The sequence below is a fragment of the Synechococcus sp. BS56D genome, from assembly GCF_004332405.1.
GTDB lineage: Bacteria > Cyanobacteriota > Cyanobacteriia > PCC-6307 > Cyanobiaceae > Synechococcus_C.
This window is the reverse complement of the sequence record NZ_PHQU01000005.1, coordinates 186,427-212,401: the sequence shown is the minus strand read 5'-3', so window position 1 is coordinate 212,401 and position 25,975 is coordinate 186,427. Positions and strand designations below refer to the sequence as shown.

The window sequence follows — 25,975 nt, the reverse complement described above, 5'->3', positions numbered from 1 at the left end:
AGGGATGACTCCTGAGCAGAGGCTGATCATCCTTGAAAGGCAACGCGCGGCTTGCTGATGCTCGAGCTGCTCCCACCTCTCAACGACAAGAATCTGCCCTGGCTCGATGTGATCCACCCGATCGTGGTTCACTTCGTGATCGCGATGGCCCTGATCACGGTCGTCTTCGACCTGCTCGGGGTGATCACCCGGCGGAGAAACCTGTTTGAAGTCAGCTTTTGGAATCTGGTGGTCGCCACCGTCGCCATCTTCGTGGCGATCATCTTTGGTCAGATCGAAGCAGGTCTGGCCAATCCCTACGGAGCTGCCCGCGATCTGCTGAATTACCACAGCACGATCGGCTGGTCGCTGGCTGGGGTGCTCGGCCTTTTGACCGGTTGGCGTTACGTCGTTCGGCAGAAGGATCCCACCGTTCTTCCGGCGGGTTTCCTCGTGATTGACGGAGTCCTGGCCGTGCTGGTGTTCTGCCAGGTGTATCTGGGCGACATGCTCGTGTGGGTCTACGGACTCCACACCGTTCCGGTGGTTGAGGCCGTGCGCAGCGGGGTGATCTCATGAGCCCTCTCTTCAGCGAACTCTTCACAACGATCTCTTCGCCGATCAATGAGATCGTCGATCAGTTAGGAGCCAACGATCTCCCCTACATCTTTCCGGTGCATCCGAATCTGGTGCACTTCACCATCGGCCTGTTTGCGATCGGCATCGCCTTCGACTTCGCTGGTGCCTTTTATCCACTTGAGAAGCGGGTGTTCCGCTACCTCGCCCTGCCGGTCACGCGGGTCGGTTTCCACGATGTGGGCTGGTACAACCTGCTGGCCTGCAGCCTGATCAGTTTCTTCACCGTGGGCGCCGGTTTCTACGAGATGTTGCTCGCGGTTCCCCTGCCAGGAGTGCGCAGCGTGATCGGCCAGAACGCCATCGACACCATGCTGTGGCATGCGGTAGGTGGCGTGGCTCTGCTCCTGATGATCGTTGCCATGACGATCTGGCGCGGCTACCAGCGTTTCGTCTGGCGCAAAGACTACGGACGTCAGGTGAGCTGGCTCTATCTGGCCTGCGGAAGTCTGATCCTGGTGCTGATGGGCGTCCACGGGAGCCTTGGCGCCTGGCTCGCCAGCGAATTCGGGGTGCATATCACCGCCGACCAACTCTTGGCGGCAGGTGCTGATCTACGCGAGGTACTGCCATGACGACCAGCACACCCAAGGGGCGTGGCGGACTGCCAGTCCGTCTCGTGGCAGTGATCCTGATCTGCACGTTGATCGATGCTCTGCTCAGCTATCAGGTTTCCCGCTGGGCCTATGGCTGGTTACCTGTTCCGGCCTCGACTGCAGCTCCTTATGTGGATGGGCTGTTCAGCCTTGAGGTGGGGATTGGCAGCTTCATCTTCATCGGTTGCGTGGGTTTCATCCTCTGGTCGGTCATTGTCAACAGGGCCGAAAAATATGACGAAAGCGATGGCCTACCGATCGAGGGCAACACGCGCCTAGAGATCACTTGGACCGTGATCCCTTTCGTGATCGTGATGGCACTCGCCTTCTATTCGATCGATGTGAATGAGAAGCTCGCGGCTCTCGGCCCCAAAGTGAAATACGACGTGGAAGGTGGCCTCGGTCCGGAAACATCCCTTGTGGTCGATCCCCACAAGGACTATGGCCCCATCCAGGTGATCGCCCGTCAGTGGAGCTGGGAGTTCATCTACCCGAACGGCGTTCGCAGTTCCGAACTGCATCTGCCGATCAATCAGAGAGCCAACTTCGAGCTCAGCAGCCTGGATGTGATCCACGGCTTCTTCATTCCCGCCTTCCGCCTCAAGCAGGACATCGTTCCAGGCAGTGTGATTTCTTACAGCATCACGCCGACCCGTGAGGGACGTTACCGGCTCCGCGATTCACAGTTCAGCGGTGCCTATTTCTCGCACAACCAGACCGATGTGATCGTCGACAGCGAGGACGACTTCGAATCCTGGCTCTCCACCAGCTCCGCCCAGCCTCTGGTGGCTGGTTTGAGCCCGGGCACAGAGCTTTATGCCCAGCGACTGGCCCAAGGAGACCGGGGCTGGGCAACGGTTCCCCCAGCTCCACCACCGATGGTCAATGACCCCGGCAACCCCAACGCGCCTCACGACGCCTGAGAACCATGACCACCACAAAGTACGACCCCCGTGTTCTGAAGGCGCCCCATCCAGTGCCGGGAGCTCCTGACAACTGGAAGCGGTTCTTTACGTTCAATACAGACGCCAAAGTGATCGGGCTCCAGTACATGGGCCTGTCGCTGTTCTTCCTGCTGGTTGGCGGCCTGTTGGCGATGGTGATGCGCGGCGAGCTGATCACACCACCATCGGATCTTGTAGACCCAACCGTTTACAACGGTCTCTACACGATGCACGGAACAGTGATGCTGTTCCTGTTTCTCTTTCCGGTTCTCAACGGTTTCAACAATCTGTTGATCCCCACGATGATCGGAGCACCAGACATGGCATTCCCGAAGGTGAATGCTGCGGCCTTCTGGCTCGTGCCAGTGTTTGCCGTTGTGCTTTTAGCAAGCTTTTTCGTTCCAGGCGGTCCAGCATCTGCCGGCTGGTGGTCTTATCCACCAATCAGCATTCAGAACCCACTAGGGCATCTCATTAACGGCGAGTTCCTGTGGATCCTGGCGGTGGCCCTTTCCGGAATCTCCTCAATCATGGGCGCGATTAATTTCGTGACCACAATCATCCGCATGCGGGCTCCAGGCATGGGTTTTTTCCGCATGCCTGTGTTTGTTTGGACCGCATGGGCCGCCCAGACCCTGCAGCTTGTCGGTCTGCCCGCTCTGACCGGCGGCGCAATCATGCTCCTGTTTGATCTGAGCTTCGGCACCAGCTTCTTCCGCCCTGAAGGTGGCGGTGATCCAGTGCTCTATCAGCACTTTTTCTGGTTCTATTCGCACCCTGCCGTTTATGTGATGGTTCTGCCGGTGTTCGGAATTTTCTCCGAGCTGATCACGGTCTATTCACGCAAGCCTTTGTTCGGCTACAAGTTCGTGGCGATCGCCTCATTCATCATCACTTTTCTGGGCTTGATTGTGTGGGTGCATCACATGTTCTATTCAGGAACTCCTCAGTGGATGCGCAATCTCTTCATGGTGACCACGATGTTGATCGCCGTCCCTACAGGAGTTAAGGTCTTCGCCTGGCTTGGCACCCTCTGGGGCGGCAAGATCCGACTCACCACTCCGATGCTATTCGTGCTGGGGGGCCTGGTGAATTTCATCCTCGGCGGGATCACCGGCATCATGCTTGGCACCGCACCGATTGATATCCATGTGGGCAATACCTATTTCGTGGTAGCCCACTTCCACTACATCATCTTCAACACCATTGGGTTCGGCATCTTCGCTGGTATCTATCACTGGTTCCCCAAGTTCACCGGCAGGATGTATTACGAAGGCTTGGGCAAGGTGCACTTCACCCTGACCTTTATTGGTGCCACCCTCAACTGGCTGCCCCTGCACTGGGCAGGACTCTATGGAATGCCCCGCCGGGTGGCCTCCTACGACCCGGAGTTCGCTCTCTGGAATGTGATCGCCAGCATCGGGGCCTTCATGCTTGGCGTGGCCTCGATTCCCTTCATCCTCAACATCGTGAGCTCCTGGGCCCGCGGTGCCAAGGCATCCGCCAATCCTTGGAATGCCATCGGTCTTGAGTGGCTTTTGCCTTCGCCACCTCCGGCCGAAAACTTCGAAGACGATGTGCCCACCGTCATCAGTGAGCCCTATGGCTACGGCCTGGGCAAACCCCTCGTGCAGGACGAGGACTACTACATCCGCCGCGCCCAGGAGGCCTGAAGATCATGACCACCGCCAATCCAGATCTACCGCTTAATCACCAGCCAGGCCACATCAAGCATGACGGCCACAATCTCACTGGTTTCATCATCTTTCTCTGCTCAGAAAGCATCATTTTTCTGGCCTTCTTCAGCGGCTTTGCCCTGTTGAAACTGACGGCACCGGAATGGTTGCCCGAGGGAGTGGAGGGACTGGAAACCAAACTGCCATTGATCAACACGATCATCCTGGTGAGCTCCAGCTTCGTGGCCTACTTCGCGGAGCGCTGTCTGCATAAAGAAAACCTCTGGGGATTCCGGGGTTTCTGGCTGCTGACCATGGCCATGGGCAGCTACTTCGTATATGGGCAGTACGTGGAATGGTCAGAACTTCCCTTCAGCCTGAGCAGCGGTGTGTTCGGCGGAACCTTTTATCTGCTCACTGGATTCCACGGATTGCATGTGATCACAGGCATTCTGCTGATGGGTCTGATGCTCGCCCGCTCCTTCCGACCCAACAACTATGCGAAGGGGGAGATGGGAGTCACATCCGTGAGCCTCTTCTGGCACTTCGTGGATGTCATCTGGATCATCCTCTACCTCTTGATCTACGTCTGGCAGCGCAGCAGCTGATTCCGCGACGCATTCCCGTCTCGACAGCCCCTGCTCTGGCCAGCCCCTGATCTCGACAGCCCCTGCTCTGGCTAGCCCCTGATCTCCACAGCCATCACTCAGCCATGATCATCGACGATCGCCATTACGACTTCATCGTCATCGGCAGCGGCGCCGGTGGCGGAACCCTGGCCGGAGCTCTGACCCGCCTGGGCCACACGGTGCTGGTGCTGGAGCGTGGCGGAGCCATGGCGCTCGAAGACCAGAACGTTGCCGATGTGGATCTGTTCCGCAAGGACCGTTACCACCCGAGGAATGAACGTTGGTTTGGGCCGGATGGTGATCCCTTCGCCCCTCAGACCACCTATGCCCTGGGCGGCAACACCAAGATCTGGGGGGCAGCACTCGAGCGGATGCGCGAGAAAGACTTCGGCGAACTCCCACTGCAGGAAGGGGTCTCTGCGGCATGGCCTTTCGATTACAACGCCCTCGCGCCTTACTACGACAAAGCTGAGGCGCTGTATCGGGTGCATGGCAAGGCCGGCATCGACCCGACCGAACCCAACCGCTCGGGCCCCTACGCCCATGCCCCGAAACCGCTGATTCCATTCCTTGAGCCCCTGCGCGAAGGACTGCGACGGCAGGGATGCCAGCCCTACGACCTTCCCCTGAGCTGGTCCGAAGATCGGGAGGATCCCAGTGGCGATGCTGAGCTCTTCGGTCTCAATGAGGCGGACAGCACCAAGCTCGAAGTGCGCAACCAGGCCAAGGTCACGCGCCTGCATGTGAATCCAAGCGGCCGAGCCGTGAAAGGCGTCGAAGCAGAGGTGGCCGGAGAGAGGTGGCTGTTCAGCGCTGACATCGTGGTGCTGGCCGCCGGTGCGATCAACTCCTCCGCGATCCTGCTGCGCTCGGCCAACCACCACCACCCTCGCGGTCTGAGCAATGGTTCCGATCAGGTGGGGCGCAACCTGATGAATCTGCAGCTCACCTCAATCCTGCAGCTGGCTGCGGAACCCAACAGCGGACGCTATGCGCGCTCCCTAGGCATCAACGACTACTACTGGGGAGACAAAAACGTCAGCTTCCCCCTCGGACACATCCAGAGCGCAGGTGGCGTGCTTCAGGATGCGCTGTTCGCCGAATCCCCACCGGTGCTGTCTTTGGTGAGCAAACTGCTCCCCGATTTCGGCCTGGAAAGGCTCGCTTCGCGCTCGGTGGCCTGGTGGGCCATGACCGAGGTTCTGCCGGATCCCCACAACAAGGTGTGGCTGAACAACGACCAGATCAGGATCAACTACCTGCATAACAACCGTGAGGCCCACGATCGGCTGGTGTACCGCTGGATCGATACGCTGAAGGCGGTGGAGAGCGATCCGATCACTCGCGTGGTGAGCACAGCGCCGACTCACCCCCGCGGGGAAGCACCACTCAGCGTGGTGGGCTACGCCTGCGGAACCTGCCGCATGGGAGAAGACCCCGCCGCCTCCGTGGTCGATGCCGACGGCCGCAGCCATGAACTCGACAACCTCTATCTCGGCGACACCAGTGTCTTCCCGAGTTGCCCCAGCGTTGGACCAGGCCTAACCACCATCGCCCTGGCCTTGAGGTTGGCGGACACCCTGCATCAAAGGGTGAGCAGGTAAGCGCGCATGCTGCCGATGGCTCCGGCCCGCTCTGGCTCCACCACCAGGGCACCGGCAAGCAAACCTGCGGCAACAACAGCATTGGGAAGCCATCGGGAGGCCAGACGCGCCTCGAGCTCCGAGTTGACCTCCGCCTCGGGATAAAGGCTGAGCACAGCCATCACTTCCCCATCGTCCATGAACTGACGCACCAAAGGGGTGAGCAGAGAATCCGGGAGAAACCCCTGCTCACGCTGAAACTGATGCTGAACGGCGTGAAAGAACTCGTGCCGTGCCACTTCCGCGAGGGAACGCCCGCGTTGCGAGGCCACCTTGGGGCAAAGACTGACCTGCTGGCTGACGGGATCGAAACTCCCAGCCCCGTTCTCAAAGATCTGACAGGCCACACCGCCCTCCTGCACGCGAAATCCGGCAAAGGAGGCCAGCAGCACCAGCAGAAATAGGGGCATGAATGAAGAAGTTAAAGGGGGTTAACAAATCCTTAACCCCTTCATTCTTAAGGGTCTCACCCGGTTCCCTCTGTGCGCAATTAGACCTAATTCAGGGTCTGCCGCGCGATCCAGACCCCCTGATCGTCCGCTCGCAACTGGAATTGAGCCGATAACGACGTCATCGTCAACTTGTGAAGTTGTTTTGCGCTGCGTCCGCCAAGGGCCTTCAACGGGAGTCGACGGATCTGAGCACCCTCCGGAACAGGACCAAACACCTCGGGCCAAACCGGCACCGGCACTGCTTCGCCCCAGAGTCGGCTGATTGTCTCTGGAGAGAGCGACTCAGGGCCTTCGAACGCAGTGGCAACGGCAGGAGTCGAGCGGGCGATGACTGCTTGACCGTTCGCTGCTTTTGAGCTGGCTGCTTTGGAGTTAGCGGCTTTGCCGTTTGCAGCCCTCCCCCCACAGTCATCCTTCGCTTCAGGCTGCTCGGTGGTCTTGAGCAGCTCTGGCGGTGGAGGCGGCAGGGTGGCGCTAAGGCTGAGCACCGAGGCGGCCACCAGTGGTTCCTTGCGATTGATGCGACGGCTCAAGCGCACGAGCTGAGGCGTGTTGTCGATCACCGCAGGCTCCGGCGGCGAGGCCTCGGCCCCACGGCCACGCCAGCTGCCAAGGCCGATGAGCAGGGCATGAATGAGCACCGCAATCGCGAGGGGAAGCGCCAGGGGCAACGCCTCAGGAGCGCGGCGTCGGAGGAAGTTCAAGGTCCACATGAAGGGGGCTGGAATCAAGACGGGGAAGCAGGTCCTGCACCACACCCCAGGGGACCTGGGGAGCGACCACAAGGCGGATCCTGGTGGAGGGGGAGAGGCGGCGGGTCCGCGCCAGAAGCCCGGGGAGGGCCGCAGAGGCAATCGGCTGATTCCACAACCGAAGAGACCCATCCGCAGACAGATGGAGGCTCACCACGCCCCGACGGGCCGGCAACTGTTGCTGCCATTGAGGAAGCAGCAACAGGGCCGTTGCCAACAAACAGAGGCAGAGGCTTGAGCCGCTGAGGGCCAGCAACCAGTGAGCCGAAGCGGGATCCCTCATGGCTGCCATGCCCCTTCAGGACGGTCAATCCGTACGGGACGATTGCTCTGCGCTCGAAGCCAGCGAAGATCCCCCGCCACATCAGCTGCGGTGCGGGCGCTGGAAGGCATTAGCACCACAACGGAAGGCTTCGGGCTCGACTGGCGAAGCGAGCGGGACAGGACCGCAGCAGACACCGCATCACCGTTGAGATACCAACTGCCAGTTGCGGAGCGGACCACCAACCATTGGCGGGTCGCCGGCGTGGGCTGCCCTTCAGCGAAGGTGTCGAGCCGTGGAGAGGAGAGCAGACCAGGAAGCACAGCCAGCAAGGTGCTGAGGCTGAGCACTGCAACGCAAGTGGCGAGCAGGAACGGCATCAGACAAGCTGCGCGCGTCGCAGCAAACAGGCCTCTTCGAAGCGGCCGATAACCGCCTGGCGCTGCATCCGGGTGAGCCGTTGCACGAGCAGGGCGACCAAAGCAATCAGCAGACCCAGCACGGTCCCCGACAGAACCTGGCCATAGGCAGCGAGCAGATCAGCACTGCGGGCGGGGAGCACCAAGTCGGGGCCTAGGGCTTGGAGCAGCCGCATGAGGCCCACCACCGTGGTCAGAAGACCAAGGAGAGGACCCAGCACCAGGGCGAGATCCAGGAGCGGATCCCAACGGGACAGGGAGCGCTCCAGGCGACGCACCAGCAGGTCCTGGTGGAGAGACTGCTGAGATGGACGACAACTGTCGAGCTCGGCGAGCCATCCATCCAGCCGCTGATCCTGCCGTTGACGCCATTGCCACCAGAACAGAATCCGGTCAACCGCCACGGCCACCACGGCGATCGAAAGCAACAACAGGGGCACAATCAAAAGACCTGCCTGGCGGAGGGAGTCAGCGCTCAGCACAACTGCCATCAGGTCCCAATCATGCAGACCCTAGAGAGGGCCACTGAACGGTGCTGTTGCTCACTTGCTTGACAGGGGCGTTGTGTCGACGCAACCCCTCCCATCCCGTGAGTAGTGCCGCAGCGACCAACAGAACGGCAAAGCCGATGCGGAGCTGGCGATCCTTGAGATGGGGAGCGAGGGCCTGACCGACCAGCCCCCCCGCAGCACCGCCGATCAAGAGGGGGATCACGAGGGGCAAGCGTTCGGCAGGCCAGTGCCCCAGGGCACCGAGGGCAACCAGGCTGTTGAGGGCGATCAGCACCAGACTGGTGCCGCTCGCCAGCTGCATCGGTAGGCCTGCCAGCAAGACGAGAGCGGGCACGATCGCAAAGCCGCCACCCACGCCAGCGATGCCGGTCAGCAAGCCCACCAACACCCCCTGCAGCATCAGCGCCGGTGCACGCACCGTGGCAGCGGCAACAGCAGGCTCGTGATCCGCACGATCCGATCGCTTCTGGCGACTCAGCATCAGCCAGGCCGCCAGCAGGGCCGCGACGGCAAACACCGCCAGCTGCACGGGCTCGGCAATCCAGCCGGCCTTCACCATCGTGCCTCCGATCCAGGCCCCCACAAGGGCGGGAACCCCCAGGAGCAGGGCCGGACGGGGCGCGACCAGGCGACGGCGCAGGTAGGGCAGCAGGTTGGCGATCGCCAGCAGGGTCACCACCAGCAGCGAGAGAGGAACCGCATCGCGGGTGGACAGACCGGCTCCTGTAACCAGGATCGGCAACAGCAGAATCGAGCCGCCGGCACCGAGAACCGCGAGCAGAAAGCCGATGACGCCGCCGCCGAAGAGCAGCAACGCGATCATCGGCGCACCTGATTCCAGGGCATGGCAGCCAGCAGTCGGGCCATCCCGCAGAAACCGCTGATGCCAGCGAAAATCAAGCCTGCACCGACAAAGCCACTCAGCCAAATCCAGCCCGGTGCCACCAGCACCGAGAGGAGCACGCCAGCGAGCACCAGGCCACCCGCCACAATCTGCACCTGACGCATCAGGGGCAGGGGAGCCCCCTTCCGCTTCTCCACAGGAAGGCCGGCCTGCTGCCAGGCCAACATGCCGCCCTCCAGATCCGCGAGGCCTTCGCCGAACCCCTTGGCGCGAAGAGCCGCCATCCCCCGCTCACTGCGGGCACCGCTCTGGCACACCAGCACCACGGGAGCGGAGGGGAGCGGAACGTCCGTGAGCTGGGCCAGGGGCACATTGCGGCTACCGGCGATATGGCCACCGACGTATTCCATCGGTTCACGTACGTCGATCACGCTGACGCGGCCTTGACGCAAACGGTCCTGCAATTCGTGGGGACTGAGACGCAACGGAGTGGTGCTGGTCATGGCGGAAGGAATGGAGTGAAGGGGAAGGGGAAGAGAACGCGATGAATCGAAACGGGCACGCAGGACCGTTCCCGCTCAGATGCTGAGGGGTTCGGGCATGGGTAGACCCTTGCGATACCAGTCCTGAAGACCGCCGCGCAGGTTGGCGACCCTCTTGAAACCGGCCTTGATCAACTGCTGGGTGGCCAGGGCGGAACGGCTGCCGGCATGGCAGAACACCACGGTGGGAGCCTCCGGATCGAGCCGATCGAGATGCTCCACCAGCTCGGGCAGGGGGATGTTGCGACTGCCGGGCAGCGCCCCATCGGGACCATGGGCTTCATCGGCGTTGCGGACGTCGAGAATCGTGAGCTCGGTGAGATGGTCGGCGACCCACTCCGGCTCCAGCTCCGGCAGGCCGGCGTAGCTGCGCTTCAAGGGCGCCCATTCGGGTTGGTCCGGCCCATCGCCCTGGGGGCGGCCACTGCGCAGATTCGCCGGCAGAGCCTGGGCGATGCGATGGGGGTGAGGAAGCTTGAGTGAGTCCATGTGAATCACGAAATCCCGCTCATCGGCCCCACCACCCAAACGGGCGTTGAGAGCACGCTCCTCAGCCACGCTGGTCACCTGACGACCGCTGTAGTCGTGGCCTGGATACAGGAGGCACTGGTCGGGCAGGGAGAGGATCTGCTCGGTGATCGAGCGGTAGAGCGTGCGCGCATCTCCCTGCTGAAAGTCGCAGCGGCCGCAGCCCCTGATCAGGAGAGCGTCTCCGGTGAAGGCCGCACTGAGATCATCGAGCACATAGGTGAGACAACCGTCGGTATGTCCTGGAGTGGCACGCACCTCCAGGGCCCGAGCACCGAAGGCGACCCGATCGCCATGGCCCAGCGGAAGGGTGACATGGACAGCCCGAGCAACCGTGGCCAGGCCGATGTCTGAACCCGTGGCCTCATGCATCAACCAACTGCCCGTGACATGGTCGGCGTGGGCATGGGTATCCAGGCAGGCGACAAGGTGAACGCCAAGCTCTCGCAGGAGAGCCAGATCACGCTCATGGCGCTCGAACACCGGGTCGATCAGCACACCCTTGGTCGAGGGCACATCCACCAAGAGGTAGGTGAAGGTGCCGGTCTCTGCATCGAACAACTGGCGCAGAAGCAGCGAGGTCCCTCCAGCGGCGCTGAGGAGCAGCGGAGCAGCAACCATGACAACCTCAAATTGCTGTTATGAGCTTACACGCATAACAGCATTGATCAAATTTTCCGGCCTCGCAGCTGCACAACAGCGCTCTCTCCCTGGTGATAACGCCCTTCCCTGATCAAGCGGCGACGCTCCCGCAGGATCTCGAGCCGCAGTCCAGACAACTCACGCTCCAGCTGATCGGGTTCCACCAGCAAGTCCAGCGATGGGGGACCACCGCTTGCAAGCCCCAGCTGCCTTGGGGTGTAAGCCTCCAGCAACAACACACCGCCAGGGCGCAGCGCGCAGACCGAGGCCGCCAGCACCTGTGCTCGCAGGGGTGGCGGCAGATGCATCCAGATCGCAACCACAAGATCCACGCTCCCCGGCTCAGGCCGCCAGTCGGCAAGGTCACCTTGCTGGGTCATCAGGGACAGCCCCCTGGACTCCGCCAGGGCCTGAGCTTTGGCGAGCCCCACAGCACTCAAATCCTGAGCTGTCACGTGATGACCGAGCGCCGCCAGGTGCACGGCGTTACGCCCCTCACCTTCTGCCAGGCAAAACGCATCCCCTACCGGAAGCTCCGCGGCCTGTTCGCGCAGGAAGTCGTTGGGCTGGTCGCCATAGGCAAACCCCTCCTCCCGGTAGCGCTGATCCCAATACAAGACATCCATGGAGCCGTAGCGATCCAACTGCATAATGCCTGTATCGGCATAGGAGGGAGGATGGCGGGCAAGACAGGGGCTGCGGAGGGCTGCACCATCAGCCAGCTCTCCCCGGAGATGGTGGAGGAGCTCAGTGGCTTTTTCCGGTTGCTCGGCGAACCGGCGCGGCTGCGTTTGATGTGCGAGATCCGCAATGGCAGCAATGATGTCGCCACGCTGATGGAGCGCACGGGCTTCAGCCAGTCGCACCTCAGTCGCCAACTCGGACAACTGCAGAAAGCCGGGCTCGTGCAGGTGGAGCGGGATGGGAACCGCTCTCTGTATACCGCCACCGATCCGGTGGTCGAAGCCATCTGCCAGCTGGCGCAGGAGCGGCTGATGACCCACCTGCGCCGGCGTCTCGACAACCTCGGAGCCGCCTGAGCCGCCCCAGCTCAGGCCATCGTGACGAATTCCTCCGAGATCGTGGGGTGCAGCGCCATCGTTCGATCGAAATCGGCCTTAGTGGCGCCCATGCCAACGGCGATCGCGGCCATCTGAATGATCTCGGCCGCATGCTCACCCACCATGTGGCAACCCAGCACCCGATCAGTCGAACGTTCCACAACGAGCTTGAGGAGACAACGAGGCCCCCGCTGAGGCAAGGCCTGCGCCATGGAGCGGAACCGAGCCCGATGGACCACGACAGCCTCACGGCCATATCGCTCAACCGCCTGCTCCTCACTCAGCCCCACCGTGGCCAACTCCGGCTGACTGAAGACTGCACTAGCCACTAGCTCATGGTTGACCTGCCGAGGGGCCTGACCGAAGACGCTGTCGGCATAGGCGCGCCCTTCATCCACCGCCACTGGCGTGAGACAGATCCGATCGGTCACATCGCCGACGGCATCAATCCCGGGAACATTGGTGGCCTGCTGGGCATCGACCGGAATGCGATGACCTTCGACCGCCACCCCAGCAGCCTCCAAATTGAGGCCATCAAGGAAGGGACGCCGACCGGTGGCCAGCAACACACCACCGCAGGAGAACGTTTCGCCCGACTGACTGAGGACCTCAAGGGCGCCGGGGGCTCCGCTGATGGCCGCCGGACTGTGGCAGAAGCGCAGATCGATGCCTTTCTCCTCCATCCCTTCCTGCACCACCGCCGAGAGCTCGCGATCGAAGCCGCGCAGCAAGTGGTCGCCACGCACCAGCTGGGTCACCTGCGCCCCTAAGCCACTGAGAATGCAAGCGAATTCACAGGCGATGAAACCGGCACCGACCACCACCACATGGCTGGGGAAGCCTTCCTGCAGAAACATGTCATCGCTCACCCAAGCCAACTCAGCACCGGGAATCTCCGGGCGATGGGGACGACCTCCGACGGCGATCAAGACCCGCCCAGCCTGCAGGACCTGATGCGCTTCGGCTCCGGGCATCGCCGAGACGGCAATGTGATTCGCATCCTGAAAGCGCCCCCAACCCGAAACGAGTGTGACCCCGGCCTTCTCGAGCAAGCCGATGTGAAGCGTGTTCAGTCGATCCACCTCCCGGCGCACATTGGCCAGCAACTGCGCCGAACTGAAACGCGCACCAGCGATCTCCACCCCGTAGGCAGGAGCTTCATCGAGCTGCTCTCGCACCCTGGATCCGTAGACCAGGAGCTTCTTGGGCACGCAGCCGCGAATCACACAGGTCCCGCCGACCCGATCCCCCTCCACGATGGCGACCCGAGCACCATGGCGGGCGGCCCGCTTTGCAGCAGCGAGGCCCCCCGAGCCAGCGCCAAGAACCACGAGGTCAAAGGAGGTCTGCATCGGCTACGGAAGACAGAACATTGAGGTGCATCGTCATTGTGATGGCCCTGGCCATGCACCTTGGCCATCAAGCCGTTCTTCCTTCAAACAATCAGATCCGTCGAGGTGCGCCGGAACACAGCCCAAAAGTAAAGAGCTCGTTATCTTGAGGGAAAGGAAGTTTTTACCCATGACCCGTCGCCAACGTTCTCAGCCACCGGATCCCGCCCTCGCCCCAGAGGTGCGACGTGAGTTGACCATGATCATCACCAGCGACGACATGGGCGCCCAACTCAAGCGGCTGGCCCGGGAGGGTCGGCGCGACGACTGCATTGCGCTGATGCAGGAGCTCGGCGACTGGCAAAGCCGCACAAAAAAAGGGAGCAAGGAGCCCATTCTCTGGATCCCCTCACTCCCAAGCGATTGACCTCACGGTCGCTGATCAGGCGACAGCAGCGGCGGCGCGGTCGAAGTAGGTGCCGATTTCGGACATCAGAGCGGAGCAGTCACCAGCGGTGATGCCGTTCTTGTCGTTGGCGATGGAGATGGCAGCGTCCTTCATCTTGCGGACACCTTCAGCCACGGAAGCGCCGGGGACGCCCAGAGCCAGATAGGTCTCACGCAGGCCGTTGAGGCAACGATCTTCCAGGACGGAAGCGTCGCCGGTGAAGGCTGCGTAGGTGACGTAGCGGAGGATGATCTCCATGTCGCGCAGGCAAGCGGCCATGCGGCGGTGGGTGTAAGCGTTGCCGCCGGGGGCGATCAGAGCGGGCTGCTGAGCGAACAGTTCGCGGGCAGCGTTGGTGACGATGGCGGAAGCGTTGGAGGTGATGCGGTTCACAGCATCCATGCGCTTGTTGCTGTCAGCAACCATGGCAGCCAGAGCATCGATCTGGCCGGCGTTGATGAATTCGCCGCGGGCGTCAGCCTGGGCAACAACCTTGGTGAAGGCGTCGAACATGGGGATCGGAGAGGGTAACGGTCCTTCCGGTCAAATTAGGCAGGCAGAACGCGCGAGTGCGACCCAGAATCAGCGGCGTCTGATCGCTTTCCCATGCGGCGTTTGCGTGCCGGCCTCACGGCCACGATCACAGGCTCCCTCCTTGCGACAGCCTCCCTCCTTGCGATCGCCCCTGCGGCTCCAGCCCTGGAGGTGGATGAGCAGACCAGTTTCGTGGCGGTGCCCACCAAGGCCAAATTGATCAATTACCGCTGGTATGCCTTCGAGGGAGGTGCGGTGATGTACGTGGTGATGGAACTGCCGCCGGGAGCGCAGGCGGGCCTTGGGGGGATCAGCCTGGAGCAAATCCGCGGCGTTCGACCCGCGTTTTATTACGGAGCGATTCAACCCACCGCCTTCCTAGGAACCCCCCGGCGCCAGGGAGCTGCCGTGCCGGTGTCTGCCAGCTTCAGCAACGAGGCCCGTTCAGTCGCGATCAGCTTTCCCGATCCCGTGCCAGCTGGATCAACCGTGACCGTGGCCTTCAAGCTCGGTGTGAACCCCCCCGCGGATCTGTATGTGTATTCGATCTCAGCCACACCCTGGGGGCCCAATCCCATTGAGCAGGATGTGGGAGTGGTGCAGATGAGCATCTTGGACAACGGCGGAATCTGAGGCCTGACCGCTGGCGCAACCCAAGGCTGGGGCGTGATCAAAGTCTCCGGAATCTTCGCCATAGTGAGCCAATTCTCTTCAGGTCGAGACCCTGCACCTCCATCGCTACGAACCAATTCCCGATCCCAGCGACGGCTTCCAGCTGTTTGAAGTTGCTGTTGCTGCACTGCAGCCGACTCAGATGTGCATCGGCATGGCTGAAATCCGCAGCCGGCAATTGGATTTCAGCGAGGAGAGCCACGAGGAGCGTCGTCGATACCTCCGCAGCAAACCGGTGCCACTGGTGCGCAACGGCGCGGGCGATCTCTGGATGGTGGATCGACATCACCGACTGCGGGCCCTACTCGAACTGGACAGCCGCGTGACCACCTATGGGTATGTGATCGCCGAGGTGGAGAGCCACGATCGCAGTGACGTGCTGAGGGAACTACAACGACGCGGCTGGCTCTATCTCCATGACGGACGAGGGAAGGGGCCGTGCCCTCCGGAACAGCTGCCCTCGAGCCTGCTGGACCTTGAGGATGACCCTTACCGGAGCCTGGTCTGGAAGCTCAAGAAAGAAGGAATCCTGCGACCCCAGCCACTGATCCCGTATCACGAATTCCGCTGGGGGGCCTGGCTTCGTAGCCGCCCCTTACCGCCGTTTCATTCAGGGTTCCTTGATCCTGCGTTACCGGCTGCCAGGCGCTTGGCACGATCGGCAGCCGCCTCCCATCTGGCCGGCTGGAAAGGGGAGGCTTAGCGGCGGCGGGGGCCGCCGGGGCGATTTCCGCCCGGACGGCCACCGGGAGCACCTGCATTGCGCTCGCGATAGGTGATTCGGCCGCGGGTCAGGTCATAGGGGCTGATCTCGACCAGCACCTTGTCACCTGCCAGCAGTTTGATGCGGAATTTGGTGAGCTTGCCTGCAGCACGGCAGAGGCACTGATGACCGGCGGGTTGCTCCAGGGTGACGAGGTAGAAGCCATTCCCCTGCTCTTTTTCAATCACACCCGAGGTTTCGATCATTCGGCAGTGCCAGAACGCAATGGTGAAACCAGTTTAGGTGGCCGCCTGCAACCCCCGAAACAAGCCATCCCCACTAGGGTCATCGACCACGGTGCGCCATACGGTGATTCTCCCCCCCTTGACCCTTGATTTGGGCCTCCTGTTGATTTCCATCGGGATTGTGAATCTCTGGCGGGCTCGCCAAAGCTCTACGTAACCTGCGGTCAACACGTCTTCCCCTGCTGTGTCTGAATCCGCTCTGGTCGCTTTTGCGTCACTCGTGCAGTCCGATTCCCAGGTGCGCGAACAGGTCCGTGAGGCTGCCACTCCCAAGCACGTGGTCGATCTGGCCAGCGAGAAGGGTCATGAATTCACCCAGGCCACGCTCATGAAGATGCAGGCCGACAAGATGAAGCATCTGCACGACGACCACCTCAACGGTGCGACCAGCTGGGGCGAAGCCCTGCTGCTCTGCTTCGGCGGCCACAGCTGACAGGCACGATCACCACCCTGCTGCTGCACAAGCCCTACGGGGTTCTGAGCCAGTTCACCCCAGAACCTGGCAGCCGTTGGGGCTGCCTCGCTGATCTTGTGCCAGTGCCTGATGTCTACGCTGCCGGCCGACTCGATGCCGACAGCGAGGGGCTGCTGCTGCTGACCGCCGAGGGGCGGTTGCAGCAGCGACTCACCGATCCGCGCTTCGGCCACTGGCGCACCTACTGGGTGCAGGTTGATGGTGAAGCCGACCCAGACCAACTGCAGCGCCTACGCAGCGGTGTTCTTGTGCAGGGCCGTCAGACCCTGCCGGCCAAGGCCGAGATGCTGGCTAACGAGCGGCTCAGCAACTGGCCGGAACGGGATCCACCGATACGTGTGCGACGTTCGCTGCCCACCTGCTGGCTCGAGATCAGCCTGCGGGAGGGGCGAAACCGTCAGGTGAGGCGCATGACTGCAGCCGTGGGACTTCCCACCCTGCGGCTGATCCGCTCCGCCATCGACCTGATGGACGGCCAGCCGCCCCTCAGTTTGGAGGGCCTGGAACCAGGCCAATGGCGCTCGCTGACCAGCAGCGAACAACAGCGGCTGCAGGCCCTACTCAGGCGGCCGGCAGCACGCCGACGAGGGTGACCGCTCGAAATTCAATGCCCTCCACCACACGCCAGGGCTGTTCCGAACGCTCGGCATACCGCACCTGCTCAAACCCGAGGGCGGTGAAGTCATCAAGGAAGGCCTGCTCCTCCCAGGCGCCACTGATGCAACCACTCCAAAGCTCTGGATCCTGCTGAAGAGCCAGAGGCACGGGGCGATCACACACGATGTCGCTGATCGCGACGCGACCACCAGCCCGCAGCACCCGGCGGATATTGGCCAGCAGCCGCCGCCGCGAGGAGGGATTCACCAAATTGAGCACGCAGTTGCTCAACACCACATCCACACTGGCGTCTGCCACCAGGGCCCTCCCCTCGGCATCCACAGCATCCAGGGCCTCAATCGCCCCCTCGAGAAACTGCACGTTGGCAAACCCGATCCGCTCCGCCACCACAGGCAAGGCCGATCGCGAGAGCGCCAGCATGTCTTGATTGCGATCCACACCGATCACGCAGCCGGAGGCCCCCACCACTTGGGCGCAAATGAAGGCGTTCTTACCGCTGCCGCTGCCAAGGTCGAGAACGGTATCGCCGGCCTGCACCCAACGGGTGGGGTCCCCGCAGCCGTAATCACGCTCCACCACATCTCTGGGGATCACCTGCAGGAGAGCTGGATCAAAGGAGACGGGAGTGCAGAGGCAGGCCTCACGCTCTGAAGCAGCGGCGCCGTAACGCTCTTGAACAGCATCAGTTTGATCAAGGCCGGCAGGGCCGCAGCAGGACGTCATGCAATCGATCGCGCGAATCAAACCATTGTGGCGAGATTCAGCCGAGGGCCTGCTGCAGCTCCCGCACGGTCTGCCACTGACCGTAGTAGTAGTTGGCTGTGGCCCGCCGGTCGCCATCCTCAAGACCATCGAAGGCATCGAATCCGAGGCTGCGCCAGAGCTCATGACCACAGGCCCGGGTGAGCTCCTGCTCCGCCTCGCTGCAGAGATTGTCCAGCCGACGCTGGAGGTTCTTCACTTGCGCGACGGACATGGGTGGCGACGGGGATCAGACCACCCTAACGCCTCACTAGTACAAACCAACCCCTCGCGCTGCGTGGGTGGCGTCAGCTCAGAACGGCAGCTTTTTCTTGGCGTCCTTATCGAGATCCTTCTCCATGTCGCGCAAGCGCTTGAGGATGGTGGTGTAGTACTCGCGGATGTAGTCCTCCAGGGTGGTGGCGTCCGCTGGGTCGAGACCGAAAGCGCCATAGGTGGCCTCCATCGGTGCATCGAGGCTCTCTCCACCACCGGTGACCTCGGCAAAGGCGAGACGCTCAGCCACGTTCACGGCGGGTTCGAAGAAATTGCAAACCCCGCGCATCAGATCAAGCAGGACGGGAGGAACGCGGAACACCCGGGCTGATTTGCCCGAGGCCTGCTCACAGAGCTGCACCACTTCACCGGTATTCCAGGCCTTCGGGCCCACCACGGGATAGCTGGCTCGGATCGTCTCTGGCCGCTCAAGGGCAGCGACCGCAAAACGGGCCATGTCTTGCGTGTTCATGTAAGCGATCGCCGTGGGGCTGCCACTCACCCAAACCGTCTGACTCTCAAGCACCGGAATGGCGAACTGACTGATCACCCCCTGCATGAAGGCAGCGCCCTGGAGGATCGTGTAATCGAAATCCGACTCACGCAGCAGCTGCTCAGTGCAGTGCTTGATGTCCATCAAGGGCACCTGCCGGAACTGGGGGGCTGCCAGCAGCGAGAGGAACACAAACCGCTTGACGCCGGCCTTCTCGCAGGCCCTCAGCAGATTGAGTTTGCCGTCCCAATCGGTCTCGTAAACACTGCGGGGATCGGACGGGCGGCTGGTGGCTGCGTCGATCACAGCATCGACGCCCTCCAGGGCGTAATCGAGGCTTGCGGGCTCGAGCAAATCACCTCGGGTGAGCTCGCAACCCCATTCCTGAAGGAATGCGGCCTTGCGGGGTGCCCGCACCATGCAGCGCACTTGATGGCCGGCTTCTAGAGCACGGCTGGCAATCTGCCGACCGAGCGTGCCGGTTCCTCCAACCACCAGAACCTGCATGGGGTCCGTCATTGCAAGGAAGGAGCCTAAAGCGGCCACCTCGCCTGCGTGGGGATCAGTCCTTCTGGAGCTTCAGGAGGAGAGCACCACCGGCCAGTCCGACAGGGATCAGCACCCAGAAGATCGCGGCAGTCCCAAAAATCTCCGAGGCCATGGCGGGCAAGCAAAAGCAGCCCCTATTTAACGATCCTCAAGGTCCAGATTGCGGCAACATTGCAACAAGCGCTCGTACGGAGCATCCGTGCGCACCTGACCAGCCATCACGGCACTCCCGAACGCGTTGAATCCCTGGGCCCGCAACGTTGTCACCAGGTCGAGCTGAGAGGGGGGGCCAGGCAGACGCAGACGCTGGGCCAATTCCGCGGTGGGCCAGACCGTGGGCGGCAGGCCTGGATCGGCACTGAGACGCTCGAGCAGACGCCTGGTGGCGGGGGCGACGCTGGCTGGCATCTCCTCCCCAAGCCGACGGAGGTCCTGCAGAAAGGATTGGTTCTGCAACGGCCCCAGCCAGAGCGGACCGCTGACGGCCCAGCGTCCCCCAGCGTTCGAGCAAGCACAGGGGGGCCAGCCCTGCAGGCGCAGCAGGGGCTGAATCGCCTGGGCACCACAGGCATCGCAACGGGCCAGTAGACCGAGCTGGTGCTCCTCCTTCGGCTGCATGTGTTGCCGCAGGCGGATCGCCAGCCGGAAGGTGCGCCCTTCGCTGAAGGCCAGCAGGGGCTGCAGTCCACGGCCAAGCAGCCAGGCTTCCCGAGCCAGGGCAGCGAACTGCAGGCGCAAGGCGATCTCCCAGCTGGCCGGATGCACCCGCGCTGCGGCACCAAAACGACGCACCGCCGCCGGACGGTCATGGCCCGTGGGGGATCGACCGTCGGTGCTTGCCAGCAGCAGCACCCCCTCGAAGGCGAGCGCCTGCACACTCGCCTGCAGCAGGGCATTGGGGCAACCAAAGGCATCGAGATCGATCAGATCGAAATAGCGCTGATCGAGATAGGCCTGACGAAGCAGCACCTCGGCTGGCAACCGGCGGAGCTGAACACGCTCCCCGAAGGCGGTCAAGGGAGCGAGATTGCGCTGCAGCAGCGGCCCACGCTCCCCATCGGCATCATTGACCCAGAGCTCGGGCAGCAACGGGGCCTCATCGGCGCAAGCCTCCAGCCCCCAGCGCAGGGCGCGGATGCCACAGCCAGCCATGAGATCGAGCCAACGCTGGGGGCGCTGCGCCCCGCCCTGACGCAAGCCAGCGGCAATCAGCACCGAGAGATCGCGAGAAGGACGGGAATCCGGCCGAAAAAACCCCTCTCCCAGCTCCAGGACGGCAGCGCCTTCGCGATAGTGAGAACAATCCTGTTGCAGGGGTTTGTGGAGGCAACCACCCACCAGATTGCTCCGACGCGGGACGGGCTCCCAGCAGCGACGCCTGCGGACTGGGGCGATGGCGCCGAGTGGCATTGGCAGGGGTTTCGTTCCCACTGGCGGGTGCTGGGGCCGGAATCAGGTCGACCTCTGCTGCTCCTGCATGGTTTCGGTGCAAGCAGCGACCATTGGCGTCACAACGCCGAGCCGCTTGCCGCTGCCGGATACCGCGTGTATGGGCTCGACCTGATTGGCTTCGGACGCTCCGAACAGCCAGGACATCAGCGCCAGCGACCCCTCGACAACCGTCTCTGGGCCAGGCAGGTGAGTGCCTTTCTCGAGCAGGTGGCGCAGGTCCCCCAACGGGGAACGGCGGTGCTTGTGGGCAATTCCCTCGGTGGGCTCACGGCCCTCACCACTGCTGTGTTCAGGCCCGATCTGGTGGCAGCAGTGGCAGCGGCCCCGCTCCCGGATCCAGCCCTCATGCAACCAATCCCCCTGCGCCAGCCAAGGCGCTGGCGGCGCCTGCGCAGACCGCTGGTGGTGCTTGCCATGCGCCTGCTCCCCCTGGAGCTGCTGCTGCCTGTGATCAGCCGCACCGCCCTGCTGCGGATCGGGCTGCAGGGGGCCTATCGGCGCTCGATCCGTCACGACCGGGACCTTCAGCAACTCATTGCCCAACCGGCGCGACGGGCGACGGCCGCCAGGGCCCTACGGGCCATGAGCATTGGCATGGCCCTGCGTCCCAGGGGCGCCACGGCACCTGCCCTTTTGGAGCGGCTGAGCCAGACCAGCACCGCCCCGCCGCTGCTGCTGCTCTGGGGCCGCCAGGACCGCTTCGTGCCAGTGCTCATCGGCGAACGGCTGCAGCGGGAGCACCCCTGGCTGGAACTCGCGGTGCTTGAAAACAGCGGTCACTGCCCCCATGACGAGTCACCGGATGCCTTCCACGGCATGGTGCTGGGCTGGCTGGACCGTAATTTGGAATGCAACGATCCACTGGGAACTGTTCGAGGGGCATGAAGCACACCCTGTCCGTGCTGGTGGAAGACGAATCCGGCGCCCTGAGCCGCATCGCCGGCCTCTTCGCCAGACGCGGTTTCAACATCGATAGCCTCGCCGTCGGGCCGGCGGAGTCGGACGGCCGCTCCAGGTTGACCATGGTGGTGGAGGGTGATGAACACACCCTCCAGCAGATGACCAAGCAGCTCGACAAGCTGGTGAACGTGCTGCAGGTGCTGGACCTCTCCCAGATCCCTGCGGTGGAAAGGGAACTGATGCTTCTGAAGGTGTCGGCCCCTGCGGCTCAGCGCAGCGCGATCTTTGATCTGGTGCAGGTGTTCCGGGCCAAGGTGGTGGATGTGGCCGATGAGGCGCTCACCCTTGAGGTGGTGGGGGATCCAGGCAAGCTTGTCGCCCTCGAACGCCTGATGGCCCCCTACGGCATCCTCGAGATCGCCCGCACGGGCAAGGTGGCCCTGGAGCGGGCCTCCGGAGTGAATACAGAACTGCTGAAGGCGGCCATCACCGGAGGGCGAGTGCCGGCCTGAGCGGATCAGGGAGTGATCAACTCGGCCTTGATGATCTTGTCGTCTTGCTGGATCGCATCCACCACGTCAAGGCCTTGGGTCACCCGGCCAAACACGGCATAACGGCCATCGAGCTCAGGCAGGGGGCGCAAGGCGATATAGAACTGAGCACTGGCTGAATCCGGTGCCTGGGAACGAGCCATGGCCAGAGCGCCCCGGTCGTGGGCGAGCTCGATCTGGAGCAGATCGCTGGGATTGCTGGTGACACGGCCGTAACGGGGCTGATCCTCTCCGCGAAACTTCACTTCGAGGGGAATGAAACGAGCCTGGCCAGAGGCGGGATCGATGAAGCTGCCGGTGCCGTAGCTGCCTTTGGGAGTTTTGGGATCACTGGAGGCGGGGTCGCCCCCCTGCACCACAAAGGGAACGGGCTCGCGCACGACACGGTGAAACACGGTGCCGTTGTAGACGCCACGCTTGACCAGATCGACAAAGTTACCGGCGGTGACGGGGGCAGCATCACCATTCACCTCCAGGGTGATGGCACCGCGGCTTGTGGTCATCTTCACCATCGCCTTACCGGTCAGGCAGGGACTGGTGGACTGGGCACAGCCAGCAGGCACAGAGGCGGTGGTGGAACGGGCACAACTGGCGAGCAGGGGCACGCAGACGAGCAGGGCCAGGGCGGAACGCCAGAGCTGACGAGGCATCAACAACACGATCAGAGTCCTTCGAGATTCACACCAAGAAACCTGGCCAATTCGGCGCCTTCCTGCTCCAGCTGGGCCAGGGGAAGGGGTTCACCAACCCGGGTGAGCGGCATGTCGCGACGCCCCTGCACACGCAAGGAAACGCGCCTGCGCGTGTTGAAACCATCGCGCACCTCCACCTTCACCGCCTTGACATCCTTGAGCGGGATCTCGACGCTGATCGGCTTGCGGAATCCCCGACGGGAGATCGTCACCACACCGGCACCTTTGTCGAAACGGTTGGTGCCGGCGCCCACGTCAATGGCAATCACCGCCCAGAGGTAGGTGGCCAGTAGTGCAGCCGCAATGCTGTAGAGCCCCATCACCAAACCCTGGGGAACGAAGATCAGAGCGGCGGGGTGACCGAGGGGCAGCAGGTCTCGACCCAGGTAGCTCGAGAGCGATGCCAGCAAAAAGCCGGCACCACCGATGCTGACCATGAGTGCCACAAGCACATTGGAGAGGCGGCGGGAACCCACCACCGGTTGTTCGAGAAGATCGGCCGCCATCGAAGCCCTGAAGAGGCGACCATTGTGGCCTCCAACGGGATGGAGAAGCGTTTCAATACAACGGATTTCAGCTCTACAACTTCAGCCTCGCGGACCGCTCCGAGATTGTTAAGGTCGCCTGGTATCCCACAGCCTGCGGCTTTCCGCACCGTTCACCCTCATGACGATCGCTGTAGGACGCGCGCCACAGCGGGGATGGTTCGACGTCCTCGATGACTGGCTCAAGCGCGACCGCTTCGTTTTTGTCGGCTGGTCCGGCATCCTGCTCTTCCCCACGGCCTATCTGGCCATCGGTGGTTGGCTCACCGGCACCACCTTTGTCACCTCCTGGTACACCCACGGCATCGCCTCCTCGTACCTGGAAGGTTGCAACTTCCTCACCGCTGCTGTGTCCACCCCCGCTGATGCGATGGGTCACAGCCTCCTGCTGCTCTGGGGCCCTGAGGCCCAGGGTGACTTCGTGCGCTGGTGTCAGCTCGGCGGCCTTTGGGCCTTCGTGGCTCTCCACGGTGCCTTCGCGCTGATCGGCTTCATGCTCCGTCAGTTCGAGATCGCTCGTCTCGTTGGCATCCGCCCTTACAACGCCATCGCCTTCTCCGGCCCGATTGCGGTGTTCGTCAGCGTCTTCCTGATGTACCCCCTCGGCCAGAGCAGCTGGTTCTTCGCTCCCTCCTTCGGTGTGGCAGCGATCTTCCGCTTCCTGCTCTTCCTTCAGGGCTTCCACAACTGGACCCTGAACCCCTTCCACATGATGGGCGTGGCTGGCATCCTCGGCGGTGCTCTGCTCTGTGCCATCCACGGCGCCACCGTGGAGAACACCCTGTTTGAGGACGGCGAGCAGTCGAACACCTTCAAGGCGTTCGAACCGACCCAGGAAGAAGAGACCTATTCGATGGTCACTGCCAACCGCTTCTGGAGCCAGATCTTCGGGATCGCTTTCTCCAACAAGCGCTGGCTGCACTTCTTCATGCTGTTTGTGCCTGTGATGGGCCTGTGGACCAGCTCCATCGGCATCATCGGCCTGGCCCTCAACCTGCGCGCCTACGACTTCGTGTCGCAGGAGATCCGCGCTGCAGAAGATCCCGAATTCGAGACCTTCTACACCAAGAACATCCTTCTCAATGAAGGTCTGCGTGCCTGGATGGCACCGGCTGACCAGCCGCACGAAAACTTCGTCTTCCCTGAAGAGGTTCTGCCCCGTGGAAACGCCCTTTGATGCTGGTCTTGTCGCCACTGGCGGCAAAGACCTCGACTCCACCGGCTATGCCTGGTGGGCCGGCAATGCCCGTCTGATCAACCTGTCCGGCCGTCTGCTCGGTGCCCACGTGGCCCACGCAGGTCTGATGGTGTTCTGGGCCGGCGCCATGATGCTGTTCGAGGTGAGCCACTTCACCTTCGACAAGCCCATGTATGAACAGGGTCTGATCCTGTTCCCCCACGTCGCCACCCTGGGTTACGGCGTGGGTCCTGGCGGTGAGGTCACCGATCTCTACCCCTTCTTCGTGGTGGGTGTGCTCCACCTGATCAGCTCCGCCGTGCTCGGCCTTGGCGGTCTGTACCACGCCCTGCGCGGTCCTGAGATTCTGGAGAACTACTCCACCTTCTTCTCCCAGGACTGGCGCGACAAGAACCAGATGACCAACATCATTGGCTACCACCTGATCTTGCTTGGGGTCGGTGCGCTGCTGCTGGTGTTCAAGGCGATGTTCTTCGGTGGCGTCTATGACACCTGGGCCCCCGGCGGTGGTGACGTTCGTCTGATCACCAACCCCACCCTGGATCCTGGGGTGATCTTCGGTTATCTGTTCCGCGCCCCCTTCGGCGGAGAAGGCTGGATCATCGGTGTGAACTCGATGGAAGACATCATCGGTGGCCACATCTGGTTGGGTCTAACCCTGATCTTCGGTGGCATCTGGCACGTGATCACCAAGCCCTTCGGCTGGGTGCGCCGCGCCTTCATCTGGAACGGTGAGGCCTACCTGAGCTACAGCCTCGGCGCCCTGAGCTTCATGAGCTTCATCGCCTCGGCCTACATCTGGTTCAACAACACCGCCTATCCCTCGGAGTTCTACGGCCCCACCAACGCCGAAGCCTCCCAGGCCCAGAGCTTCACCTTCCTGGTGCGTGACCAACGCCTCGGCGCCAACATCGGTTCCGCCATGGGCCCCACCGGCCTTGGTAAATACCTGATGCGCTCACCCACCGGTGAAATCATCTTCGGCGGTGAAACCATGCGCTTCTGGGACTTCCGTGGTCCTTGGCTGGAGCCCCTGCGTGGCCCCAACGGTCTGAGCCTCGACAAGCTGCAGAACGACATCCAGCCCTGGCAGGTGCGTCGTGCCGCTGAGTACATGACCCACGCTCCCAACGCGTCGATCAACTCCGTGGGCGGCATCATCACCGAGCCCAACTCGGTGAACTTCGTGAACATCCGCCAATGGTTGGCTGCGACCCAGTTCGTGCTCGCCTTCTTCTTCCTGGTGGGTCACCTCTGGCATGCGGGCCGCGCCCGTGCTGCTGCTGCCGGTTTTGAAAAAGGCATCGACCGTCAGGCCGAGCCCACGCTGGCTATGCCCGACCTCGACTGATCCCCGGATTCATCTCCAACGATC

At 62.6% G+C, this 25,975-nt stretch carries 35 protein-coding genes; 16 read left to right on the top strand and 19 right to left on the bottom strand.

Features of this window, described 5'->3' with window-relative positions; translation table 11 throughout:
• Window positions 1-57 precede the first annotated feature (57 nt).
• The 6 genes from CWE17_RS09070 to CWE17_RS09045 all read left to right on the top strand — a co-directional run bounded on the left by CWE17_RS09070 (window position 58) and on the right by CWE17_RS09045 (window position 6,064).
• On the top strand, window positions 58-558 hold the full coding sequence (locus CWE17_RS09070) for a DUF2231 domain-containing protein (protein ID WP_131456390.1): 501 nt from the start codon (window positions 58-60) through the stop codon (window positions 556-558).
• Window positions 555-1,190 (top strand): DUF2231 domain-containing protein, encoded by a 636-nt coding sequence (locus tag CWE17_RS09065; protein ID WP_131456388.1) that lies wholly within the window; start codon window positions 555-557, stop codon window positions 1,188-1,190. Before CWE17_RS09070 ends, CWE17_RS09065 begins: the two co-directional genes overlap by 4 nt.
• Window positions 1,187-2,134 (top strand): cytochrome c oxidase subunit II, encoded by a 948-nt coding sequence (locus CWE17_RS09060; RefSeq protein WP_131456386.1) that lies wholly within the window; start codon window positions 1,187-1,189, stop codon window positions 2,132-2,134. The genes CWE17_RS09065 and CWE17_RS09060 overlap by 4 nt, the downstream gene beginning before the upstream one ends.
• A 5-nt stretch (window positions 2,135-2,139) precedes the next feature.
• A complete protein-coding gene (locus CWE17_RS09055; protein WP_131456384.1) occupies window positions 2,140-3,828 on the top strand; it encodes a cbb3-type cytochrome c oxidase subunit I in 1,689 nt (562 codons plus the stop codon).
• Between the two features lie 5 nt (window positions 3,829-3,833).
• Complete coding sequence (locus CWE17_RS09050) at window positions 3,834-4,439, top strand: heme-copper oxidase subunit III (protein ID WP_131456382.1); 606 nt, start codon at window positions 3,834-3,836, stop codon at window positions 4,437-4,439.
• A 104-nt stretch (window positions 4,440-4,543) separates the two neighbouring features.
• A complete protein-coding gene (locus tag CWE17_RS09045; RefSeq protein WP_131456380.1) occupies window positions 4,544-6,064 on the top strand; it encodes a GMC oxidoreductase in 1,521 nt (506 codons plus the stop codon).
• On the opposite strand, the gene CWE17_RS09040 is transcribed toward CWE17_RS09045, so the two are convergent.
• The 9 genes from CWE17_RS09040 to CWE17_RS09000 form a co-directional block, all read right to left on the bottom strand.
• Window positions 6,046-6,513, bottom strand: coding sequence for a hypothetical protein (locus CWE17_RS09040; RefSeq protein WP_131456378.1), 468 nt, complete (start codon window positions 6,511-6,513; stop codon window positions 6,046-6,048). The genes CWE17_RS09045 and CWE17_RS09040 overlap by 19 nt on opposite strands.
• A gap of 86 nt (window positions 6,514-6,599) precedes the next feature.
• Window positions 6,600-7,259: a hypothetical protein gene (locus tag CWE17_RS09035; protein WP_131456376.1), complete on the bottom strand. Its 660-nt coding sequence runs from the start codon at window positions 7,257-7,259 to the stop codon at window positions 6,600-6,602.
• Window positions 7,231-7,590: a hypothetical protein gene (locus CWE17_RS09030; RefSeq protein WP_131456562.1), complete on the bottom strand. Its 360-nt coding sequence runs from the start codon at window positions 7,588-7,590 to the stop codon at window positions 7,231-7,233. The genes CWE17_RS09035 and CWE17_RS09030 overlap by 29 nt, the downstream gene beginning before the upstream one ends.
• Window positions 7,587-7,949, bottom strand: a complete 363-nt coding sequence (locus tag CWE17_RS09025; protein ID WP_131456374.1) for a hypothetical protein — start codon at window positions 7,947-7,949, stop codon at window positions 7,587-7,589. The genes CWE17_RS09030 and CWE17_RS09025 overlap by 4 nt, the downstream gene beginning before the upstream one ends.
• On the bottom strand, window positions 7,949-8,479 hold the full coding sequence (locus CWE17_RS09020; protein ID WP_240789345.1) for a MotA/TolQ/ExbB proton channel family protein: 531 nt from the start codon (window positions 8,477-8,479) through the stop codon (window positions 7,949-7,951). Before CWE17_RS09020 ends, CWE17_RS09025 begins: the two co-directional genes overlap by 1 nt.
• Before the next feature lie 10 nt (window positions 8,480-8,489).
• A complete protein-coding gene (locus tag CWE17_RS09015) occupies window positions 8,490-9,323 on the bottom strand; it encodes a sulfite exporter TauE/SafE family protein (protein ID WP_131456372.1) in 834 nt (277 codons plus the stop codon).
• Entirely contained in the window at window positions 9,320-9,847 is a 528-nt protein-coding gene (locus CWE17_RS09010) for a rhodanese-like domain-containing protein (RefSeq protein ID WP_131456371.1), read from the bottom strand. The genes CWE17_RS09015 and CWE17_RS09010 overlap by 4 nt, the downstream gene beginning before the upstream one ends.
• Window positions 9,848-9,922: 75 nt before the next feature.
• Complete coding sequence (locus tag CWE17_RS09005) at window positions 9,923-11,035, bottom strand: rhodanese-like domain-containing protein (RefSeq protein WP_131456369.1); 1,113 nt, start codon at window positions 11,033-11,035, stop codon at window positions 9,923-9,925.
• A 47-nt stretch (window positions 11,036-11,082) separates the two neighbouring features.
• Window positions 11,083-11,706, bottom strand: a complete 624-nt coding sequence (locus CWE17_RS09000; RefSeq protein ID WP_240789344.1) for a class I SAM-dependent methyltransferase — start codon at window positions 11,704-11,706, stop codon at window positions 11,083-11,085.
• A gap of 27 nt (window positions 11,707-11,733) precedes the next feature.
• Between CWE17_RS09000 and CWE17_RS08995 the strand changes: the two genes are divergently transcribed.
• Window positions 11,734-12,096 carry a metalloregulator ArsR/SmtB family transcription factor gene (locus tag CWE17_RS08995; RefSeq protein WP_240789343.1) on the top strand — a complete coding sequence of 121 codons (363 nt, stop codon included), beginning with the start codon at window positions 11,734-11,736 and terminating at the stop codon, window positions 12,094-12,096.
• Between the two features lie 11 nt (window positions 12,097-12,107).
• Here CWE17_RS08995 and gorA read toward each other — a convergent pair whose 3' ends face one another.
• The gene (gene gorA / locus CWE17_RS08990) at window positions 12,108-13,469 is read right to left on the bottom strand and encodes a glutathione-disulfide reductase (RefSeq protein ID WP_131456367.1); all 1,362 of its coding nucleotides are present in this window, start codon (window positions 13,467-13,469) and stop codon (window positions 12,108-12,110) included.
• Window positions 13,470-13,638: 169 nt separating this feature from the next.
• Between gorA and CWE17_RS08985 the strand changes: the two genes are divergently transcribed.
• On the top strand, window positions 13,639-13,875 hold the full coding sequence (locus tag CWE17_RS08985; RefSeq protein ID WP_131456365.1) for a hypothetical protein: 237 nt from the start codon (window positions 13,639-13,641) through the stop codon (window positions 13,873-13,875).
• A gap of 15 nt (window positions 13,876-13,890) precedes the next feature.
• Here CWE17_RS08985 and CWE17_RS08980 read toward each other — a convergent pair whose 3' ends face one another.
• Window positions 13,891-14,409, bottom strand: a complete 519-nt coding sequence (locus tag CWE17_RS08980) for a phycocyanin subunit beta (protein ID WP_131456363.1) — start codon at window positions 14,407-14,409, stop codon at window positions 13,891-13,893.
• A gap of 93 nt (window positions 14,410-14,502) precedes the next feature.
• Here CWE17_RS08980 and CWE17_RS08975 point away from each other — a divergent pair, with 93 nt between their 5' ends.
• Window positions 14,503-15,063, top strand: coding sequence for a DUF2808 domain-containing protein (locus tag CWE17_RS08975; RefSeq protein WP_131456361.1), 561 nt, complete (start codon window positions 14,503-14,505; stop codon window positions 15,061-15,063).
• A gap of 91 nt (window positions 15,064-15,154) precedes the next feature.
• Window positions 15,155-15,805, top strand: coding sequence for a ParB-like protein (locus tag CWE17_RS08970; RefSeq protein ID WP_131456359.1), 651 nt, complete (start codon window positions 15,155-15,157; stop codon window positions 15,803-15,805).
• Here the strand turns inward: CWE17_RS08970 and infA are convergent.
• Window positions 15,802-16,071 carry a translation initiation factor IF-1 gene (gene infA, locus CWE17_RS08965; RefSeq protein WP_006041809.1) on the bottom strand — a complete coding sequence of 90 codons (270 nt, stop codon included), beginning with the start codon at window positions 16,069-16,071 and terminating at the stop codon, window positions 15,802-15,804. The genes CWE17_RS08970 and infA overlap by 4 nt on opposite strands.
• A gap of 223 nt (window positions 16,072-16,294) precedes the next feature.
• Between infA and CWE17_RS08960 the strand changes: the two genes are divergently transcribed.
• Window positions 16,295-16,543 carry a Nif11-like leader peptide family natural product precursor gene (locus CWE17_RS08960; protein WP_131456357.1) on the top strand — a complete coding sequence of 83 codons (249 nt, stop codon included), beginning with the start codon at window positions 16,295-16,297 and terminating at the stop codon, window positions 16,541-16,543.
• A complete protein-coding gene (locus CWE17_RS08955; protein ID WP_240789356.1) occupies window positions 16,540-17,178 on the top strand; it encodes a pseudouridine synthase in 639 nt (212 codons plus the stop codon). Before CWE17_RS08960 ends, CWE17_RS08955 begins: the two co-directional genes overlap by 4 nt.
• On the opposite strand, the gene CWE17_RS08950 is transcribed toward CWE17_RS08955, so the two are convergent.
• The 5 genes from CWE17_RS08950 to CWE17_RS08930 all read right to left on the bottom strand — a co-directional run bounded on the left by CWE17_RS08950 (window position 17,147) and on the right by CWE17_RS08930 (window position 20,600).
• Window positions 17,147-17,926, bottom strand: a complete 780-nt coding sequence (locus tag CWE17_RS08950) for a methyltransferase domain-containing protein (RefSeq protein ID WP_131456353.1) — start codon at window positions 17,924-17,926, stop codon at window positions 17,147-17,149. The genes CWE17_RS08955 and CWE17_RS08950 overlap by 32 nt on opposite strands.
• Window positions 17,927-17,963: 37 nt before the next feature.
• Complete coding sequence (locus tag CWE17_RS08945; RefSeq protein ID WP_131456352.1) at window positions 17,964-18,179, bottom strand: hypothetical protein; 216 nt, start codon at window positions 18,177-18,179, stop codon at window positions 17,964-17,966.
• A gap of 78 nt (window positions 18,180-18,257) precedes the next feature.
• On the bottom strand, window positions 18,258-19,220 hold the full coding sequence (locus CWE17_RS08940; RefSeq protein ID WP_131456350.1) for an NAD(P)H-binding protein: 963 nt from the start codon (window positions 19,218-19,220) through the stop codon (window positions 18,258-18,260).
• Window positions 19,221-19,275: 55 nt separating this feature from the next.
• Window positions 19,276-19,374 carry a cytochrome b6-f complex subunit PetM gene (gene petM / locus CWE17_RS08935; protein ID WP_007100308.1) on the bottom strand — a complete coding sequence of 33 codons (99 nt, stop codon included), beginning with the start codon at window positions 19,372-19,374 and terminating at the stop codon, window positions 19,276-19,278.
• A 26-nt stretch (window positions 19,375-19,400) separates the two neighbouring features.
• Window positions 19,401-20,600: a N2,N2-dimethylguanosine tRNA methyltransferase gene (locus tag CWE17_RS08930; RefSeq protein ID WP_240789341.1), complete on the bottom strand. Its 1,200-nt coding sequence runs from the start codon at window positions 20,598-20,600 to the stop codon at window positions 19,401-19,403.
• On the opposite strand from CWE17_RS08930, the gene CWE17_RS08925 reads away from it, so the two are divergent.
• Complete coding sequence (locus CWE17_RS08925; RefSeq protein ID WP_131456346.1) at window positions 20,583-21,599, top strand: alpha/beta fold hydrolase; 1,017 nt, start codon at window positions 20,583-20,585, stop codon at window positions 21,597-21,599. The two genes, CWE17_RS08930 and CWE17_RS08925, sit on opposite strands and share 18 nt — an antisense overlap.
• The gene (gene ilvN, locus CWE17_RS08920; RefSeq protein ID WP_131456344.1) at window positions 21,596-22,126 is read left to right on the top strand and encodes an acetolactate synthase small subunit; all 531 of its coding nucleotides are present in this window, start codon (window positions 21,596-21,598) and stop codon (window positions 22,124-22,126) included. Before CWE17_RS08925 ends, ilvN begins: the two co-directional genes overlap by 4 nt.
• 5 nt (window positions 22,127-22,131) lie before the next feature.
• On the opposite strand, the gene CWE17_RS08915 is transcribed toward ilvN, so the two are convergent.
• Both CWE17_RS08915 and CWE17_RS08910 read right to left on the bottom strand, forming a co-directional pair.
• Window positions 22,132-22,815 carry a peptidylprolyl isomerase gene (locus tag CWE17_RS08915; protein WP_131456342.1) on the bottom strand — a complete coding sequence of 228 codons (684 nt, stop codon included), beginning with the start codon at window positions 22,813-22,815 and terminating at the stop codon, window positions 22,132-22,134.
• 11 nt (window positions 22,816-22,826) lie between these two features.
• Window positions 22,827-23,363, bottom strand: a complete 537-nt coding sequence (locus CWE17_RS08910; protein ID WP_131456340.1) for a photosystem I assembly protein Ycf4 — start codon at window positions 23,361-23,363, stop codon at window positions 22,827-22,829.
• A gap of 160 nt (window positions 23,364-23,523) precedes the next feature.
• On the opposite strand from CWE17_RS08910, the gene psbD reads away from it, so the two are divergent.
• Window positions 23,524-24,579 (top strand): photosystem II D2 protein (photosystem q(a) protein), encoded by a 1,056-nt coding sequence (gene psbD, locus CWE17_RS08905; RefSeq protein ID WP_007100314.1) that lies wholly within the window; start codon window positions 23,524-23,526, stop codon window positions 24,577-24,579.
• On the top strand, window positions 24,563-25,951 hold the full coding sequence (gene psbC / locus CWE17_RS08900) for a photosystem II reaction center protein CP43 (RefSeq protein ID WP_007100315.1): 1,389 nt from the start codon (window positions 24,563-24,565) through the stop codon (window positions 25,949-25,951). Before psbD ends, psbC begins: the two co-directional genes overlap by 17 nt.
• The last annotated feature ends 24 nt before the right edge of the window (window positions 25,952-25,975 follow it).

Bases quoted from the DNA above. Each gene is read 5' to 3' on its own strand.
- CWE17_RS09040 (WP_131456378.1), bottom strand. From the start codon at position 6,513: ATGCCCCTATTTCTGCTGGTGCTGCTGGCCTCCTTTGCCGGATTTCGC.
- CWE17_RS09055 (WP_131456384.1), top strand. From the start codon at position 2,140: ATGACCACCACAAAGTACGACCCCCGTGTTCTGAAGGCGCCCCATCCA.
- CWE17_RS09025 (WP_131456374.1), bottom strand. From the start codon at position 7,949: ATGCCGTTCCTGCTCGCCACTTGCGTTGCAGTGCTCAGCCTCAGCACC.
- petM (WP_007100308.1), bottom strand. From the start codon at position 19,374: ATGGCCTCGGAGATTTTTGGGACTGCCGCGATCTTCTGGGTGCTGATC.
- CWE17_RS09010 (WP_131456371.1), bottom strand. From the start codon at position 9,847: ATGACCAGCACCACTCCGTTGCGTCTCAGTCCCCACGAATTGCAGGAC.
- CWE17_RS09070 (WP_131456390.1), top strand. From the start codon at position 58: ATGCTCGAGCTGCTCCCACCTCTCAACGACAAGAATCTGCCCTGGCTC.
- CWE17_RS08985 (WP_131456365.1), top strand. From the start codon at position 13,639: ATGACCCGTCGCCAACGTTCTCAGCCACCGGATCCCGCCCTCGCCCCA.
- CWE17_RS09030 (WP_131456562.1), bottom strand. From the start codon at position 7,590: ATGAGGGATCCCGCTTCGGCTCACTGGTTGCTGGCCCTCAGCGGCTCA.
- CWE17_RS08950 (WP_131456353.1), bottom strand. From the start codon at position 17,926: ATGACGTCCTGCTGCGGCCCTGCCGGCCTTGATCAAACTGATGCTGTT.
- CWE17_RS09020 (WP_240789345.1), bottom strand. From the start codon at position 8,479: ATGGCAGTTGTGCTGAGCGCTGACTCCCTCCGCCAGGCAGGTCTTTTG.
- CWE17_RS09005 (WP_131456369.1), bottom strand. From the start codon at position 11,035: ATGGTTGCTGCTCCGCTGCTCCTCAGCGCCGCTGGAGGGACCTCGCTG.
- gorA (WP_131456367.1), bottom strand. From the start codon at position 13,469: ATGCAGACCTCCTTTGACCTCGTGGTTCTTGGCGCTGGCTCGGGGGGC.
- CWE17_RS08940 (WP_131456350.1), bottom strand. From the start codon at position 19,220: ATGCAGGTTCTGGTGGTTGGAGGAACCGGCACGCTCGGTCGGCAGATT.
- CWE17_RS09050 (WP_131456382.1), top strand. From the start codon at position 3,834: ATGACCACCGCCAATCCAGATCTACCGCTTAATCACCAGCCAGGCCAC.
- CWE17_RS09015 (WP_131456372.1), bottom strand. From the start codon at position 9,323: ATGATCGCGTTGCTGCTCTTCGGCGGCGGCGTCATCGGCTTTCTGCTC.
- CWE17_RS08915 (WP_131456342.1), bottom strand. From the start codon at position 22,815: ATGCCTCGTCAGCTCTGGCGTTCCGCCCTGGCCCTGCTCGTCTGCGTG.
- infA (WP_006041809.1), bottom strand. From the start codon at position 16,071: ATGATCGAAACCTCGGGTGTGATTGAAAAAGAGCAGGGGAATGGCTTC.
- CWE17_RS09060 (WP_131456386.1), top strand. From the start codon at position 1,187: ATGACGACCAGCACACCCAAGGGGCGTGGCGGACTGCCAGTCCGTCTC.
- CWE17_RS09045 (WP_131456380.1), top strand. From the start codon at position 4,544: ATGATCATCGACGATCGCCATTACGACTTCATCGTCATCGGCAGCGGC.
- CWE17_RS08975 (WP_131456361.1), top strand. From the start codon at position 14,503: ATGCGGCGTTTGCGTGCCGGCCTCACGGCCACGATCACAGGCTCCCTC.
- CWE17_RS09000 (WP_240789344.1), bottom strand. From the start codon at position 11,706: ATGCAGTTGGATCGCTACGGCTCCATGGATGTCTTGTATTGGGATCAG.
- CWE17_RS08910 (WP_131456340.1), bottom strand. From the start codon at position 23,363: ATGGCGGCCGATCTTCTCGAACAACCGGTGGTGGGTTCCCGCCGCCTC.
- CWE17_RS09065 (WP_131456388.1), top strand. From the start codon at position 555: ATGAGCCCTCTCTTCAGCGAACTCTTCACAACGATCTCTTCGCCGATC.
- CWE17_RS08980 (WP_131456363.1), bottom strand. From the start codon at position 14,409: ATGTTCGACGCCTTCACCAAGGTTGTTGCCCAGGCTGACGCCCGCGGC.
- ilvN (WP_131456344.1), top strand. From the start codon at position 21,596: ATGAAGCACACCCTGTCCGTGCTGGTGGAAGACGAATCCGGCGCCCTG.
- psbD (WP_007100314.1), top strand. From the start codon at position 23,524: ATGACGATCGCTGTAGGACGCGCGCCACAGCGGGGATGGTTCGACGTC.
- CWE17_RS08995 (WP_240789343.1), top strand. From the start codon at position 11,734: ATGGCGGGCAAGACAGGGGCTGCGGAGGGCTGCACCATCAGCCAGCTC.
- CWE17_RS08945 (WP_131456352.1), bottom strand. From the start codon at position 18,179: ATGTCCGTCGCGCAAGTGAAGAACCTCCAGCGTCGGCTGGACAATCTC.